Source organism: Kribbella sp. NPDC058693, from assembly GCF_042715335.1.
Classification (GTDB): domain Bacteria; phylum Actinomycetota; class Actinomycetes; order Propionibacteriales; family Kribbellaceae; genus Kribbella; species Kribbella jiaozuonensis.
The window spans coordinates 1,406,804-1,421,756 of the sequence record NZ_JBHXSQ010000001.1 but is presented as its reverse complement, the minus strand read 5'-3'; the positions used below and the strand labels follow the sequence as shown (position 1 = coordinate 1,421,756).

17 protein-coding genes and 1 tRNA gene are annotated in these 14,953 nt (G+C 68.7%); 10 read left to right on the top strand and 8 right to left on the bottom strand.

Features of this window, described 5'->3' with window-relative positions; genetic code table 11:
- Positions 1 to 123 precede the first annotated feature (123 nt).
- The gene (locus tag ACFWUU_RS06780; RefSeq protein WP_380173352.1) at positions 124 to 870 is read left to right on the top strand and encodes an MBL fold metallo-hydrolase; all 747 of its coding nucleotides are present in this window, start codon (positions 124 to 126) and stop codon (positions 868 to 870) included.
- Positions 851 to 1,687, top strand: a complete 837-nt coding sequence (locus ACFWUU_RS06775) for an alpha/beta fold hydrolase (RefSeq protein ID WP_380173351.1) — start codon at positions 851 to 853, stop codon at positions 1,685 to 1,687. The genes ACFWUU_RS06780 and ACFWUU_RS06775 overlap by 20 nt, the downstream gene beginning before the upstream one ends.
- Here ACFWUU_RS06775 and ACFWUU_RS06770 read toward each other — a convergent pair.
- Entirely contained in the window at positions 1,667 to 2,503 is an 837-nt protein-coding gene (locus ACFWUU_RS06770; protein ID WP_380173349.1) for an alpha/beta fold hydrolase, read from the bottom strand. The two genes, ACFWUU_RS06775 and ACFWUU_RS06770, sit on opposite strands and share 21 nt — an antisense overlap.
- Before the next feature lie 75 nt (positions 2,504 to 2,578).
- Here ACFWUU_RS06770 and ACFWUU_RS06765 point away from each other — a divergent pair, with 75 nt between their 5' ends.
- From ACFWUU_RS06765 to ACFWUU_RS06755, 3 genes are read left to right on the top strand one after another with little or no spacing between them, the layout of a single operon-like run.
- Entirely contained in the window at positions 2,579 to 3,280 is a 702-nt protein-coding gene (locus ACFWUU_RS06765; RefSeq protein WP_380173347.1) for a TetR/AcrR family transcriptional regulator, read from the top strand.
- Between the two features lie 60 nt (positions 3,281 to 3,340).
- On the top strand, positions 3,341 to 4,849 hold the full coding sequence (locus tag ACFWUU_RS06760) for a DHA2 family efflux MFS transporter permease subunit (protein ID WP_380173345.1): 1,509 nt from the start codon (positions 3,341 to 3,343) through the stop codon (positions 4,847 to 4,849).
- Complete coding sequence (locus ACFWUU_RS06755; RefSeq protein WP_380173344.1) at positions 4,846 to 5,430, top strand: TetR family transcriptional regulator; 585 nt, start codon at positions 4,846 to 4,848, stop codon at positions 5,428 to 5,430. The genes ACFWUU_RS06760 and ACFWUU_RS06755 overlap by 4 nt, the downstream gene beginning before the upstream one ends.
- On the opposite strand, the gene ACFWUU_RS06750 is transcribed toward ACFWUU_RS06755, so the two are convergent.
- Both ACFWUU_RS06750 and ACFWUU_RS06745 read right to left on the bottom strand, forming a co-directional pair.
- Entirely contained in the window at positions 5,431 to 6,231 is an 801-nt protein-coding gene (locus ACFWUU_RS06750; RefSeq protein ID WP_380173342.1) for an SAM hydroxide adenosyltransferase, read from the bottom strand. It abuts the gene before it with no gap.
- Positions 6,232 to 6,394: 163 nt separating this feature from the next.
- Positions 6,395 to 7,567 (bottom strand): Gfo/Idh/MocA family protein, encoded by a 1,173-nt coding sequence (locus tag ACFWUU_RS06745; protein ID WP_380173340.1) that lies wholly within the window; start codon positions 7,565 to 7,567, stop codon positions 6,395 to 6,397.
- Positions 7,568 to 7,713: 146 nt separating this feature from the next.
- Between ACFWUU_RS06745 and ACFWUU_RS06740 the strand changes: the two genes are divergently transcribed.
- The 4 genes from ACFWUU_RS06740 to ACFWUU_RS06725 are packed head-to-tail and all read left to right on the top strand — an operon-like array spanning position 7,714 to position 10,490.
- Complete coding sequence (locus ACFWUU_RS06740; RefSeq protein WP_137253271.1) at positions 7,714 to 8,568, top strand: SGNH/GDSL hydrolase family protein; 855 nt, start codon at positions 7,714 to 7,716, stop codon at positions 8,566 to 8,568.
- Positions 8,569 to 8,578: 10 nt separating this feature from the next.
- Complete coding sequence (rph, locus tag ACFWUU_RS06735; RefSeq protein WP_137253272.1) at positions 8,579 to 9,295, top strand: ribonuclease PH; 717 nt, start codon at positions 8,579 to 8,581, stop codon at positions 9,293 to 9,295.
- A complete protein-coding gene (gene rdgB / locus ACFWUU_RS06730; RefSeq protein ID WP_137253273.1) occupies positions 9,292 to 9,897 on the top strand; it encodes an RdgB/HAM1 family non-canonical purine NTP pyrophosphatase in 606 nt (201 codons plus the stop codon). Before rph ends, rdgB begins: the two co-directional genes overlap by 4 nt.
- Before the next feature lie 2 nt (positions 9,898 to 9,899).
- Positions 9,900 to 10,490, top strand: a complete 591-nt coding sequence (locus ACFWUU_RS06725) for a hypothetical protein (protein ID WP_380173338.1) — start codon at positions 9,900 to 9,902, stop codon at positions 10,488 to 10,490.
- On the opposite strand, the gene ACFWUU_RS06720 is transcribed toward ACFWUU_RS06725, so the two are convergent.
- Both ACFWUU_RS06720 and ACFWUU_RS06715 read right to left on the bottom strand, forming a co-directional pair.
- Positions 10,487 to 11,083: a transcriptional regulator gene (locus ACFWUU_RS06720; protein WP_380173337.1), complete on the bottom strand. Its 597-nt coding sequence runs from the start codon at positions 11,081 to 11,083 to the stop codon at positions 10,487 to 10,489. The genes ACFWUU_RS06725 and ACFWUU_RS06720 overlap by 4 nt on opposite strands.
- On the bottom strand, positions 11,080 to 11,451 hold the full coding sequence (locus ACFWUU_RS06715) for a hypothetical protein (protein ID WP_380173334.1): 372 nt from the start codon (positions 11,449 to 11,451) through the stop codon (positions 11,080 to 11,082). Before ACFWUU_RS06715 ends, ACFWUU_RS06720 begins: the two co-directional genes overlap by 4 nt.
- 73 nt (positions 11,452 to 11,524) lie before the next feature.
- On the opposite strand from ACFWUU_RS06715, the gene ACFWUU_RS06710 reads away from it, so the two are divergent.
- The gene (locus ACFWUU_RS06710) at positions 11,525 to 12,640 is read left to right on the top strand and encodes a PEP/pyruvate-binding domain-containing protein (protein WP_380173331.1); all 1,116 of its coding nucleotides are present in this window, start codon (positions 11,525 to 11,527) and stop codon (positions 12,638 to 12,640) included.
- Here ACFWUU_RS06710 and ACFWUU_RS06705 read toward each other — a convergent pair.
- The 3 genes from ACFWUU_RS06705 to ACFWUU_RS06695 all read right to left on the bottom strand — a co-directional run bounded on the left by ACFWUU_RS06705 (position 12,637) and on the right by ACFWUU_RS06695 (position 14,734).
- Positions 12,637 to 12,966: a nucleoside triphosphate pyrophosphohydrolase family protein gene (locus ACFWUU_RS06705; protein ID WP_380173329.1), complete on the bottom strand. Its 330-nt coding sequence runs from the start codon at positions 12,964 to 12,966 to the stop codon at positions 12,637 to 12,639. The two genes, ACFWUU_RS06710 and ACFWUU_RS06705, sit on opposite strands and share 4 nt — an antisense overlap.
- A 1-nt stretch (position 12,967) precedes the next feature.
- Positions 12,968 to 13,048 (bottom strand) — tRNA-Leu (locus tag ACFWUU_RS06700).
- 54 nt (positions 13,049 to 13,102) lie between these two features.
- Complete coding sequence (locus ACFWUU_RS06695; RefSeq protein ID WP_233714575.1) at positions 13,103 to 14,734, bottom strand: substrate-binding domain-containing protein; 1,632 nt, start codon at positions 14,732 to 14,734, stop codon at positions 13,103 to 13,105.
- Positions 14,735 to 14,953 lie beyond the last annotated feature (219 nt).

Sequence of the window (14,953 nt, the reverse complement as noted above, 5' to 3'; positions counted from 1 at the left end):
TGACCTGGGTCGCACCCGGATGTTGTCAGCGGCATCGGACCGCGGTGGATCGCCTGTGTGGCAGGCGGATCGACGCGTCGGGCCTGTCTGCAAACGTCGGAACTCGCCGGTAGTGTTCGAAGTATGAAGCTCACCGTGATCGGTTGCTCCGGGTCTGTGCCCGGGCCGGACTCGGCCGCCTCGAGCTATCTGGTCACTGCCGAGGGGTTCAACCTGATCCTCGACCTCGGCAGCGGTGCGCTCGGTTCGCTCCAGCGGCACCTCGCGGTGCCGGAGATCGGGGCGATCGGCCTGTCCCACCTGCATCCTGACCACTGCATGGATCTGTGCGGTCTGTACGTCGCGGCGAAGTACGCGCCGGGCTCGCCGATCCCCCGGATCCCCGTCTACGGCCCACCCGGTACTGCGCAGCGGATGGCGCTCGCCTACGACCTGCCGCTTGATCCGGGGATGGAGGAGCAGCTGGACTTCCATGCCTGGCAGGAAGTCCAGACCGTCGGGCCGTTCACGATCCGCACCGCGCCGATGGTTCACCCGGTTCCGGCGTACGCGATCCGCGTTGAGCACGGCAACAAGTCGCTCGTCTACACCGGCGACACCGGGCCGAACGACGCGTTGATCGATCTCGCCCGCGGCGCCGACGTGCTGCTGTCCGAGGCGGCGCTGCCGGACAACGATCCGCACAACCCGACCGACCTGCACCTGACCCCGGCCGACGCCGGCGAGCACGCCAAGAAGGCCGGCGTGAAACGGCTCGTGATCACCCACGTGCCGCCGTGGTACGACCGCGTCACCCAGGCCGAGAACGCCCGCCGTACCTTCTCCGGTCCGGTCGAGATCGCCACCCCACATGCCGTTTTCGACATCTGACGGCGTGCGGTTGTGGACCGCAACCAGTGGAACGGCAACCTCCGCGGCGCCGGTCGTCATCCTGCACGGGGGGCCGGGGCTGTGGGACGACTATGCCGTGCTCGCGGAGATGATCGACGATCTCACCGTCGTTCATCGCTTCGACCAGCGCGGCTGCGGCCGGTCCGATCCGTCCGAGGTCCAGACGATGGCCCGGCTCGCGCAGGACATCGACGAGCTCCGCGCGTACTTCGGCCATGAGCGGATCGTTGTCCTCGGCCACTCCTTCGGCGCATCGCTCGCGTTGCTGTACGCCGCGACGTACGCCGATCGTGCAGCTGGACTGATCTATCTCGACGGCGTCGGCATCGGCGACTGGCATGCGGCGGCCCAGGCGGAGGCGGAGCGCCGCATGACGCCTGAGCAGAAGGCTCGACTCGAGGGGCTGTCCGGGCGCAAGCGCACACCGGCCGAGGAGACCGAGTTCCGGACACTGTCGTGGTTCACCGATCACGCGGACCGCGACCGTGCGATGGAGTGGGCTCATCAGAGCGCATCGGTCGATCTCCCGATCAACTTCGCCGCCAACAGCGCGCTCAGCGCGGACATGCGGAGCTGGCCGGACGACTACGCCCTCGGCCTCGCCGCGAGCCTCGAGTGCCCGGTCACGTTCATCCACGGCGAGGGCGATCCGCGGCCGGCCTCCGCTGTGCGTGCGTTGGCCGGGGATCATGCCTTCGAGTTGATACCGGTCGCCGGACATTCGCCGTGGCTGGAGCAGCCGGAGCTGTTTCGGGGTCTGCTGCGGCGGATCGTGTCAGGCGAAGAAGGCGCGTAAAGCCTGAGCGACCTCGGCCGGGCCGCCGTCGTTCGTCGGGCCGGAGTGGTCGAGCTTCGGGATCGTGATCCTTGCCGAGCGGGGGAGTGCGGCGGTCAGCTCGTCGAGCGAACGTCCGAAGTAAGCCGGACTGCGCGAGCCCGCGAGCAGCAGGACGTCGGCGTCGACGCTCGCATAGTCCTTCGCCGTGCCCGCGAGTTCGTCGATCAGCTGCATGTCGCCGGCCATCGTCGGGACGAGGTCCGGGATCGGTACGTCGTCGCCCTCGGCCTTGCGCTGGAACCTGAGTACGACGTTCAGCGGCGGGACGAGGATGAAGCGCGGGACCGTGGTGAACACCCGATCGGCTTGGAGACCTTTGAGTGTGCTGACCAGCGCCGCCGCGATCTTGCCGGCGGCGAGCTCGCGGCGGTAGCGCGGCACCCAGTCGACCGGGACCGATCCGTTGACGTCCAGCGGCGGCTCGTAGAGCGCGAGTTTCTCGATGGCCGGCACCACCCGCGCCGTACGAAGGCCGATCAGTGCCCCCGAACTCAGTCCGAACACTCGCGAAGCGCCGGCTTCCTTGAGCAACGCCTGCAGGTCCTCGACCTCGCGGTCGATCCCGTAGTCGGCGCCGTGCGGTCCGCTCAGACCACGCCCCCGACGGTCCGGCACGGTGACGGTGAAGTCGCCGGCCAGGGCTTCGGCCAGCTGCATGAAGTCCTGCGCGGCGAGCATCGACCCGTGCAGCAGGATCACGTCCGGCCCACTCCCGAGCCGCCGGAAGCCGATGGTCGTGCCGTCGGCCGACACGACAGATCCCTTGCGATACATGTTGTCCTCCCCAAACCCGGGCACACTGTACGCAGTAACGGTACTGCGAACAGCGTGCGCAGTAAACTCCTGCCCATGGACCGACCACCGATCTGGCTCCGCCCGGAGCGAGCCGCCCGTGGACCGCGGCCGGCGCACAGTCGCGAGGAGATCGCCGCGGCCGCCGTCCGGGTCGCGGATGCCGAAGGACTCGCGGCGGTGTCGATGCGGCGCGTGGCGACCGAGCTCGGCACCGGCACGACCTCGCTCTACCGGTACGTCGACGGCAAGGACGAGCTCTTCGACCTGATGGTCGACCGCGCGATGGGCGACGGCGAGCCACCGGTGCCGACCGGCGACTGGCGGGTCGACCTGGCGGCGGTCGCTCACGCGCAACGCGCGATGATGCTGCGCCATCCCTGGCTTGTCCGACTGCCTGCGACCAGGCCGGTCCTCGGCCCGAACACGCTGGCCTGGCTCGAGGCGACGTACGCCGCGGTCGACGTACCGGGGCTGGATGCGGACGAGGTGCTGGCGCAGGCGGCGACCTTGCTGACCTTCGTACGCGGTCACGCGCTGGAGGAGCTGACCGAGCGTGAGGCGGGCTCGACGATGGCGGACTGGCTGACGAAGCAGTCGCAGCAGTACGCCGAGCAGGTGATCGGGAGCGGCGACTACCCGCATCTGAGCCGGATGATGATCGAGGCCGAGACGCCGCACGCTGCCGACCGGTTCGACCGGCTGTTCGCGCGGAGTCTGGAGCATGTGCTGACCGGGCTGGCGGCGGAGCGGGACTAGACATCTCGCGATTCTGAGATCTACTCTCAAATTAGAGCTGATCTCAGAAAGGTGTTTGTCATGACCGCGACGACCCTCGACCCGCGCCGGTGGTGGGCGCTGGGTGCGATGTCCATCAGCCTGATCGTGATCGGGCTGGACCTGACCGTGCTGAACGTCGCGCTGCCGACGCTCGCGACCGATCTGCAGGCGTCGACCAGTCAGCTCCAGTGGTTCGCGAACGCGTACACGCTGGTGCTCGCGTCGCTGCTGCTCCCGGCCGGCCTGCTCGGCGACCGGTTCGGGCCGAAACGGCTGATGCTCGGCGCGCTCGTGGTGTTCGGGCTGGCGTCGGCGGCCTGTGCGTTCGCGAACTCGCCGGGTCAGCTGATCGCGGCCCGCGCGGCGCTCGGGGTCGGCTCGGCGTTCCTGATCCCGCTGTCGATGTCGCTGCTCAACCTGCTGTTCGCGCCGGAGGAGCGGCAGCGGGCGATGACGATCTGGCTGATGGCGAACTCGATCGGGATCCCGCTCGGTCCACTGCTCGGCGGCTGGCTGCTGGACCACTACCGCTGGGGCTCGATCTTCCTGATCAATCTGCCACTAGTTGCAATCGGACTAGTTGCAGTGGCGCTGCTGATCCCGGCGATGGCAGGCCATCGCTCGCGGCGGATCGACGTACCGGGGATTGTCCTCACCGCGGCCGGGTTGGTCTCGCTCACGTACGGGTTCATCGCGGCGGGCGAGCACGGGTGGGGTTCGGCCTGGGCGCTCGGTGGGATCGCGGGTGGCGTGGTGTTGCTGACCGCGTTCTGGGCGTGGGCCCGGCGTACGGCGGATCCGTTGGTCGACCTGAAGCTGTTCCGGTCGGCGGGGTTCACCTGGGGGACCGCGCTGGCGACTCTGGCGTCGTTCGCCCTGGTGGGGTTGTTGTTCGTGCTGCCGCAGTTGTTCCAGGCTGTGCAGGGTGCGGATGCGTTCCAGGCCGGGCTGCGGTTGCTGCCGATCATTGGCGGGATGCTGGTCGGCGCGAAGGTGGCGGAGCGGCTGCTCGAGCGGGCCGGGGCTCGGGTGACGGTGGGGATCGGGTTCTCGTTGATGCTGGCCGGGTTGGTGATCGGGGCGTTCACGAAGGTCGGCGACGGCTACGGATTCACGGCGATCTGGGTGAGTCTGGTCGGGGTGAGCATCGGGTTCACGTTGCCGCCGATGAACGGGTTGGCGCTCGCGGCATTGCCGATCGAGCGGAGTGGATCCGGGTCCGCGCTGATCCAGGCGTCCCGTCAGGTCGGCGGCACGCTCGGAGTGGCGATCCTCGGGACGGTGCTCAATGCGGCGTACCGGAGTCATCTGGATGTCAGCGGTCTGCCGCCCGCAGCTGCGGACGTGGCCCGCGACAGTGCGTCGGCCGCGATCGCGATCGGCTCGCCCGGGTTGACGCGCTCGGCTCAGGCGGCGTTCGTGAACGGCATGGACGTGACGCTGTGGGTGTGCGCCGGGCTCGCGGTGGTCTCGATCGGGCTCGCGCTCGGGTTCCTGCCACGTCGGACCCGCGTCGCGGACGAACAAGTTGTCACAATCAATGCATGAGCGGGTTGCGGGAACGGAAGAAGGCCAGAACGCGCGCGGCGATCCAGGAGCACGCCCTACGGTTGTTCCGGGACCAGGGGTACGCCGAGACGACCGTCCAGGAGATCGCCGCCGCGGCCGAGGTGTCGCCCGCGACGTTCTTCCGGTACTTCCCGACCAAGGAGGACACGATCGTCCTCGACCGGCTCGACCCGGTGATGATCGAACTGTTCCGCAACCAGCCTGCTGAGATGTCGCCGACCGACGCCCTCCGCGCCTCGATCAAGCAGAGCCTCGACACCCTGAGCGAGGAGGAGTGGGCGCTGGAGTCCGAACGCCAGCACCTCGTCATGCATGCTCCCGAACTGCGCGTGCGGATGCTCGACCAGTTGTACGAAGGAATCGACCTGCTGGCCTCCCTCGCAGCAGAACGCACCGGCCGGGCCCTTGACGACATCGCCGTCCGCGCCTGGGCCGGCGCGGTCGTCGGCGTCGTGATGGCGACGTACCAGCAGCTCGAGGTCGATGGCCCCCTCCCGAAGTACCTCGAGACGATGGACCGCGCCTTCGACCAGCTCGGCGGGCTCCGCCTCGAACCGTAGTCAGGCCACCTTCTCAGCCACCTGCACGGACACCGGATCACCTGGCCGCAGACCGAAGGCAGCCGCCGCCGAGCCTCCGCGGATCACGAGCTCGGTGAAGCCGGTGCCGGAGCTGCCCTGGATGATGCCCGGCGTGTTCCGCGGTACGGCGGTCAGGTGCGGGTAGCAGGTCACGTCCTTGCCCTGGGCAACAGTCACGACGTCGCCGGGGGTGAGGTCGAGGTTGCGGTCGAGTTTGCAGTTGCCGAAGTTGTCGACGACGGCAACGATCGCGTCCTCGTCGAGGGTCTCGGGGATGGCGGTCTCGACCGCGGGTACGGCGCGCTCGTCGGCGACCCATTTCGCCAGCAGCGGCAGGTACCAGAGGCTGCGGAACTGGGTGCCGGCGATCTTGTCGATCTCGTCCGGTGCGAACCCGGCCGCGGTCACGGCCTCGCGGATATCCGTCACGTAGACGTGGTCGATGCCGAGCTCACGGCGTACCAAGGAGAGGGCACGGGCGCTGAAGGTGCTGGCGACGAGGTGCTTGCCGTACCAGAAGAAGCAGAACGGTACGCCGTTCGGCCAGACGCCGTCGCGGGGTGCGATGTTGAGCAGGGTGATGGTCGGATAGCCGTCCTCGCCCAGGGACTCGGTGGCGAGCAGGCAGTCGAGCAGGGTCAGCGCGGCGAACGACTCCGGATCGGGTCCGTCGGCGGCGACGATGGTCGGCGACTGGCCGAACAGCGCACCGATCCGGGTGCTGAGTCTGGCCCGGGCGTTGCCGTCATGACAGTCGGTGATGTAGGTGATCGGGTACATAAGAGGCTCCATGAGGTGTGCAGCGGTCTGGGAAACGAAAGAGGCCCCCGACATCGGGGGCCTCTCGCTGCAAGCACACGTGCCTACGCCGCTGAAGTCCTCCCGCATCGAGGGCTCAGCATTCGCATAGCGGCGTACCAGGTCACGTCGTGGATCGTAGCACTCAGCGAACCTGGCCGTTGTCGAAATACGCGACCAGGGCCGGGTCCAGCGGCGGGATGTCCTGCGGTACGCCGTTCGCGCGGAGCGACTGGGTGGCGGCGTACCCCGCGGCGACCGCGGCGCGGGCGGCGACCGGGGACGTGAGCGTCTGGCCGCCGTCGCGGACGAAGTTCACGAACTCGGCCACCAGGTGCGGGTCGGCGCCGCCGTGGTGCTCGGTCTCGCCGGCGATCTCGACCACCTGGTCGGCGTCGTCGCGGTAGCCGGAGCGACGGCTGTTCCACACCTTCACCACACCGCCCGCGGTGTCGCCGAAGTTCTCCAGCCGGCCGTGGGTGCCGATAACGGTGTAGTTGCGCCAGTAGTCCGGCGTGTAGTGGCACTGCTCGTAGTTCATCATCACGCCGTTGTCGAGCAGCAGGTTCACCTGCGAGATGTCCTCGACGTCCATCACCGGCGCCAGGCCCTTCTGCTCCAGCGGCGGCCAGTTCTTCTCGCTGACGAACTCCTTGAACCGCTGGTCCGAGCGGTCCTGCCGGTCCGTGATCCCGCCGTACAGCGTGAGCGCGCCCATCGCGTTCACCCGGGTGGTGTAGCCGCCGGCCAGCCAGTGCATCACGTCGATATCGTGGGCACCCTTCTGCAGCAGCAGTCCGGTGGTCCGGCGACGGTCCGCGTGCCAGTCCTTGAAGTAGAAGTCGCCGCCGTGGCCGACGAAGTGACGGCACCAGATCGCCTTCACGTCGCCGATCGCGCCGTCCTGGATCAGCTTGCGCATCGTCAGTACGACGGACATGTGGCGCATGTTGTGGCCGACGTACAGCCGCGCGCCCGAGTCGTACGCCGCCTGCAGCACGCGATCGCACCCCTCGGTGGTGATCGCCAGCGGCTTCTCCACGAACACGTTGACCCCGGCCCGGAGGAAGTCGATCGCCGGCCCCTCGTGCAGGTCGTCCGGCGTCGTCAGGAAGACGCCGTCGAGCTTCTGCTCCACCAGCTCGTTGTGGTCGCCGTACGCCGATGCCTGCGGATACGACTCGAGCGCCGCGTCCCGCTGGGGTGCGGACGGGTCGGCGACGGCCACGACCTCCGACCCCTCACCGGGCCGGTGCGCGTACCGCGCGATCCGACTCCGGGCCCCGAGTCCCACCACGCCAAACCGAAGATCACTCATACCAGCCAACTCCTGCACATAGTTGTTTCCAGAAGCCTAACTCCGAGCAGTTCTGCTCCTCAATCACCTGCCTTTGACATGACGTTGCCCCACTCGTCATCCGCCGAACATCACAGTCTCGCTCCGTGCGCCCACCATGGCGGAATGTGAGCCTCCACTACGTGGCACTGGGGGACTCGACCACCGTAGGTGTCGGGGACCCGATGAACGGCAGCAGTACGACCGACCTGTCCGGTGCCGGTGCGCGCCCGGGCGAGGGGTGGCGGGGCTGGGCCTCGCTGCTCGCCGACTCCCTGGCCAGCTCCCACCGTGTGACGTTCTCCAACTTCGCGACCAGCGGCGCCACCGTGCCGATCGTCGCGACCGAGCAACTGCCCGAGGCGGTCGCCAAGGCCGATGGCCAGATCGACATCGCCTCACTGATCGTCGGGGTGAACGACACCCTGCGATCGACGTTCGACGCCGGCCGGATCCGGGATCACCTGCACCAGATCGCCGACGAGCTGACCGCCCGCGGCGCACTGCTGCTGACGGTCCGGTTCCACGACCACGGCAAGGTGTTCGGCCTGCCGAAATGGCTGCGGCGACCGCTGTGGCACCGGATCGAGCAGGTCAACCTCGTCTTCGACGACCTGCATACGCGGTACGGCGGGATCCGGCTCGACATGGCCGACTACCCCGAGGTGTACCGGCGGGACTTCTGGAGCATCGACCGGCTGCATCCGGGGGAGCGCGGGCACCGCAAGCTCGCCCGGGCGTTCGCGGACGAGCTGGCGGTCCGCGGGCTGCCGATCGACGTACGGCCGGATCTCGACTGCGCGTACCGGCCACCGAGCCGGTGGGCGGACACGGTCTGGCTGGTGAAAGAAGGCGTTCCGTGGGTCGGGCGGCGGGCCAACGACCTGCTGCCGTGGGCGGCGCGGATGGCAGTCACTCCGAGAACGAGCCCACTCGCTCTTCCGCCCTCGTCCAATGCGGAGGTCCAGCGTCTGGAGGCATAGGGTCTGATTCATGGCCCGAATTGATGGACGTAACGCTGACCAGCTCCGCCCGGTGACGATCACCAGGAACTGGCTCGACCACGCCGAGGGCTCGGTGCTGGTCGAGTTCGGGCGGACCCGGGTGCTGTGCGCGGCGAGTGTGACCGAGGGCGTGCCGCGCTGGCGGAAGGGCTCCGGGCTCGGCTGGGTCAGCGCGGAGTACGCGATGCTGCCGCGGGCGACCAACACCCGCTCGGACCGCGAGTCGGTGAAGGGCAAGATCGGCGGCCGCACGCACGAGATCTCCCGGCTGATCGGGCGCTCGCTGCGGGCCGTGATCGACTACAAGGCGCTCGGCGAGAACACGATCCTGCTGGACTGCGACGTACTGCAGGCCGACGGCGGGACGCGGACCGCGGCGATCACCGGCGCGTACGTCGCGCTCGCGGACGCGGTGTCGTTCCTGCGCGAGAAGAAGCTGCTGAAGAGCGAGCCGCTGACCGGGACGGTGTCCGCGGTGTCGGTCGGGATCATCGACGGGGCGCCGATGCTGGACCTCTGCTACGAGGAGGACGTCCGGGCCGAGACCGACATGAACCTGGTGATCACCGGCGAGGGCAAGTTCATCGAGGTGCAGGGCACGGCCGAGGGTGCGCCGTTCGACCGCGCCGAGCTGGACAGCCTGCTCTCACTGGGGCTTTCGGGCTGCGCGGAGCTCGCCAAGATCCAGCAGGAGGCCCTGGCGTGAGTCGCGTTCTGCTGGCGTCGAACAACAAGAAGAAGCTCGAGGAGCTGCGGCGGATCCTGACGCCGATCGTGCCCGGGATCGAGGTGCTCGGGCTCGGCGACGTACCGGCGTACGACGAACCGGCCGAGACCGAGCCGACGTTCGAAGGGAACGCGCTGCTCAAGGCGCATGCCGCGCTGGCCGCGACCGGGCTGCCGTCGATCGCGGACGACAGCGGCATCTGCGTCGACGCGCTGAACGGGATGCCCGGCGTACTGTCGGCGCGCTGGTCCGGGCCTTTGAAGGACAACCAGGCCAACAACCTGCTGCTGCTCGGTCAGTTGGAGGACGTGCCGGACGAGCGGCGCGGGGCGTCGTTCGTGGCGGCGGTTGCGTTCGTACGGCCTGATGCCGACGACGAGGTCGTGATCGGCGAGATGCGCGGGTCGGTCATCCGGGAGCTGCGTGGCACCGGCGGGTTCGGGTACGACGTGCTGTTCCAGGCCGAGGGATACGACCGGACCACGGCGGAACTGTCCATCGAGGAGAAGGACGCGATCAGCCATCGCGGCAAGGCGCTCCGCGCGCTGGCGCCGCTGGTCGCGAAGGCGTTGGGGAGTTAGGAATGTTATTCGCAGGATCGGATCGCGACGGGGTCGCGGACGGGAAGATCACCGTCGCTTATCGGCGGTGGGCCGAGCCACGGGTGGTCGAGGGCCGGATCTACCGTACGAACGCGGGCCGGATCGAGATCGACAGCATCCGCACCGTCAACCCGGAGTTGATCGCGGACACCGATGCCGAGGTCGCTCTCGCCGACCGCCGCAACGCGAAGGACGTGCGTCGCCGGCTGCGCGGGGACGAGTCGATGCCGACGTTCCTGATCCGCTTCCACCTGGTCGAAGGGCCGGATCCGCGGGAGGAGCTGGCCGCGCAGACCTCGCTGTCGCCTGAAGACCTTGCCGATCTCCGTGCCCGGCTCGCGCAGTTCGACCAGCTGAGCCACCATGGCGCTTGGACTGTTGACACCCTACGGTTGATCGAGTCGCGGCCTGCGACTCGGGCTGCTGACCTCGCCGCGTCGGTCGGGCGCGAGACGGCGCCGTTCAAGCTCGACGTCCGCAAGCTGAAGAACCTCGGCCTGACCCACAGCCTCGAGGTCGGCTATGAGCTCAGCCCGCGCGGCGCGGCGTACTTGGATGCTCTGGGCAACTAGCGCTTGAGGCCGAGGGTAGCTATCAGATCCTCGTGGAGCTCGAACCAGACCCTGTGGCAGGAGTCGACGTCGGAGCGGTCGACCCAGGCTGTCTCGCCTGCTGTGGCACGTTCTAACGCGGTGGAGAATCTGGTGTCGTAGCCGTGGAAGCGGTTGAGGACGCTGGTGAGGCGGGCGACGATCGGGGCGAGGGCTTGGTCGATCGCCTTGAGCTCGTGGAGGACGCCGGTGTCCCAGGCGGGGTCGGTGTGGTCGTTCGCGGCGAGCGGGTCGGTGGCCGATGGGCGCAGTTGCCAGTCGGTGCAGGCTTGCTGAAGTAGGACGTTGAGCGGCAGGAAGTCGTCGTACACCTTGCGGACTGCTTCGGCGTTGTCCATTTCTTGTGCGAGTAGGCGCTCGTTCTCCGCGCGGCCGCTCTCGGTCAGCGACCAGCCGGACGTGCCTGCGAACGTACTGCGTGTCGTCCAGCCCTGCGCTTCGGCGTCGTTGAGCGCTTCCTCGACGGCTTGCTTCGGGAGGTCGAACCGGCCTGCGATCGCGGGGGTGTCCGCGAAGCCCAGCAGCCGTACGGCGTGCAGCACCAGACGCATCATGAGTCGATCCGCGCGGCAAGCCGGTTGAACCGCTGCTGACAGGCCTGCGGGGAACTGAATCCCATCGCGTCGGCCATCTCCGCCCAGGTCAGCCCGGAGCTCCTGGCCAGGAACAGCAGGCCGGACTCGACCTCCTCGACCTCGGCGCGCGCCGCCGGCAGCAGGGCGAGCGCGGCCAGCAGGTCGTCTTCGGTCAGGTCGGCCGACCGCCAGGCCGCGAACTGGGTGAGATCGACCGCGGACAAGGGGATCGGCGCCGGCCGCCAGGGTCGCGCGGGCACGTCCTTTGCACCTGCGGCGAGGAGTTGCTCGCGGGCCTCGCGCTGACGCTCGGCCTGCACCTGATCGGCGTCCTGCTTGCTTCGCATCCCGCAACAGTGGATCATCAACAGAACGTTGTCAACGTTTTGTTGTCAATGTTTCGTTGATCGGGAGGCTGTCGTGCTGGTGCCCCTGGCGGAGGCGACCGCGGACACGTGTGGCGGCAAGGCCGGTGGGCTGGGCGCACTGATCCGCGCCGGCCTGCCCGTGCCGGACGGCGTGGTCGTGCCGCGCGGTGCGGCTGCGGACGAGCTTGGGCGGTGGCTCGAGCGGATGGGTGATCCGCTGGTCGCCGTACGCTCCTCGGCTGCGAACGAGGACACCGCGCCCACCTCGGCGGCGGGGCAGCACGACAGCTTCCTCGGCGTACGGGGCTTGGCTGCGGTGCTGGACGCCGTACAGGCCTGCCGGGCGTCGGTGTGGTCCCCGCGCGCGGTCGCCTATCGCAACGGCTCCGAGCCGCCGCCGATGGCCGTGATCGTCCAACTGCAGCTGGACTCGGACGTCTCCGGCGTCATGTTCACCTCCGACGGCACCACGACGATCGAGGCGTCCTGGGGGCTGGGCGTGAGCGTCGTCGAAGGCCGCGTGACCCCCGACAGGTACCAGGTCGCCGACGGCACGGTCACCCGGACGCTCGCCGACAAACAAACCACCGTCACCCTGTCCGGCATCCACGAGGTCCCCGTGCAGCGCCGCCGCAGTGCCACCCTCTCCGACGCGACAGCCCGCCAGCTAGCCCACCTAGGCCAGCAGGCCGCAGCAGCCCTAAGCGCCCCCCAAGACCTCGAGTGGGCCATCGCCGCCAACACCCCCTGGCTCCTGCAATCCCGCCCCATCACCGCCCAACCCCCAGCCCTCCCCGCAACCGGCGCCCCAGCCACTCGCACCGGCGCCTCGGGCACCCGCACTGGCGCCCCGGGCACCCTCACCGGCACCCCCGGCAGCCACGGCACAGCAACGGGCCCCGCACGCATCGTCCGCGGCCCGGCCGACTTCCCTCACGTCCGCCCCGGCGACATCCTCATCTGCCCGTACACCGACCCGGCCTGGACCCCACTCCTATCCATCGCCGCCGGCGTAGTCACCGAACAAGGCGGCCTCCTCTCCCACGCCGCCATCATCGCCAGAGAACGCCACATCCCCGCCGTCCTGGCCGTCCCCCAGGCGACCACCAGAATCCCCGGCAACACCCGCCTGACCATCAACGGCACCACCGGCGTGATCGAGGTCTAGCGGTTGTCGCCGTTGCCGCTGAGCATGTTGCGGGACTGGCGGTCGGCGAGTTTGGTGAGGTTGAGTTGGGCTACTTCTTCGAGGGGTACGTCGAAGTGGTCGGCGAGGACGGCGATGTACCAGAGGGTGTCGCCGAGTTCCTTCTTCAGGTCGTCGGGGTCCCAGCGGGTGAAGTCGCTGTCCTGGTCGCGGACGATCTTCTTCGCCTTCTCGGCGAGTTCGCCGGCTTCGCCAACCAGTCCGAGCAGCAGGTGGAAGACCTCGTTGGGCTTGTCCTTCGGGGCGGCGGTCCGGAGGGCGGCCTGCTGGTACTCGTTCAGGTGCATGTGCCAGAGGCGGGAGTTGAACCCGCACGCCCGGGGGCGCCGGCACCTAAAGCCGGTGTGTCTGCCGTTCCACCACTCTGGCCGAAGAGACGCGGACGCCTCCCCTAAGAAACACATCCTAGGGGAGGCGTCGGCGTCAGCGGCTCTGCAGGGCGTCGATGAAGACGTTCTTCAGGTCGCCGGGCTGGCGGGCGACGTACGCCTGGCCGCCGGTGGCCTGGGCCAGGGCGCTGAGCTCGTCGGCGTTCACCTCGGGGCCCATACCCAGGGCGATGATGCGGACCGGGCGGCCGGGGTCCTGCAGACCGCGCAGGGTGTTGACCGCCTGGGCCAGCGTCGGGCTGCCCGGGTCGTCGTTCTTGCCGTCGGTGAACAGCAGGATCGAGTTGACCGCACGCTGGTCGTAACCCTGCCGTACGGCGCGAACCGCGGCGATCGCCGTGTCGTACAGCCCGGTACCGCCGTTCGGGATCGGGTGCTGGATCTTCAGCTGGTCGACGATCTTCCCGCGCTGCCGTTTCGACAGCGGCCCGATCGACACCAGCTCCTTGTAGTCGGCGCCGTCCGACCCGATCTTCGTCGAGAACGTCCACAGGCCGAGCGAGGCGCTGTCCGGGAACAGGCTCAGGCCGCCGATCGCAGCCTCGATCGTCAGCTGCATCCGGGTCTTGGTACCGACCTTGTCGGCCATCGAACCGGAGACGTCGATGACTGCCAGCGAGTGCGTCAGCAGCGACAGTCGGGTCCAGTTCTGCAGCGTGGTGTCGATCGCCTCGCTGGTCGGCTTGGTCAGCTGGTTGACGTCGCCGACGCCACGCCCGCCGCTGAGCGGGCTCAGCTGCGTGTCGCGGAACCCGGCCTGGTCACGCGCCTGGCCGGCCGAGTCGGTCAGCAGCTCGCCGGCCAGCGCCTGGGCGGCGTTCGACGCAGCATCGGTGTCCGACTTGGCGGTGACCACGATCGGGTAGTCCAGGTACAGCGTGCCGGTGGCCGGCTGGATCGCTCGCAGCTGGGCGTCCGGGTGGTCTTCCTGGTACTTCACGAAGCTCTGCTCGGACGCCGGCACGATGGTCGTGCTGCCGTCCTGGTCCGCCCGGCCGAACAGTGCTTCGGCGTCCGTGTACGGCTTGGCCATCGAACCGAGGCGCTGCGCCAGCGGAACGATCACCTGCGACACCTGCGTCTCGGACGCGGACGTCTTCGCCCGCTCCGCCTGTACCGCGAGCAGCGCGAGCGCGCCGGGCGAGGTGCTCAGCGGGTCGAGCAGCGCCGGCTGGGTCTTGCTCATGATGCGCAGCCAGGACGAGGTGTCGGCGAAGTTCGTCCTCCGCCCGACGAGCACCAGCGGAGAGGTCGCGATGGACTGGACCGCGATGGTCGGGACGCTCTGGCCGTCGTCGGCCTGGGCGACCCACAGCGAGGAGTCCGGCACCCACAGGTCGGGCCGGTTGTCGCTGCCGTGCGCGACGTCGCGCGCGATCTGGGACGACGGGGCCGCCGTGATGGTGAACTGTAGGCACGGGTTGCCGTCCTTACCGCCCTTGGCCGCCAGCGACTTGGCCGCGGCTTCGAGCGAGGACTGCATCTCGGGCGTCGTCGCCATCTGGATCTGGGTCGGGTCGTCACACGCCTTACTGCCGCCGAGGAAACCGTCGGCACCCGATTCCGATCCGAAGGAGCGGACCACGAACACCGCTCCCAGCGAAAGCACCAATAATCCGACCGCGGTGATGTACACCGAACGGCGGTTGTTGTTACTTCCCGTCACCGCAGAGGAATGTTTTCCCATCGCGGCAGGTCCCTCCCTCCCAGAGGCTGACTGCGCGCGCAGATTACCCGGTTTCGGCAGGTCAGGGCGAAGGCCGCGACGATTCTTGACACAGCTGTGGTTGAACGCGGGTGGTCCCCGCAGTACCGCTCTTTCACAGGAACGCTGTAAAACTCACCGACCGTGTCGGATCGGTCGCGGTCCGGTGAGATCTGGGTG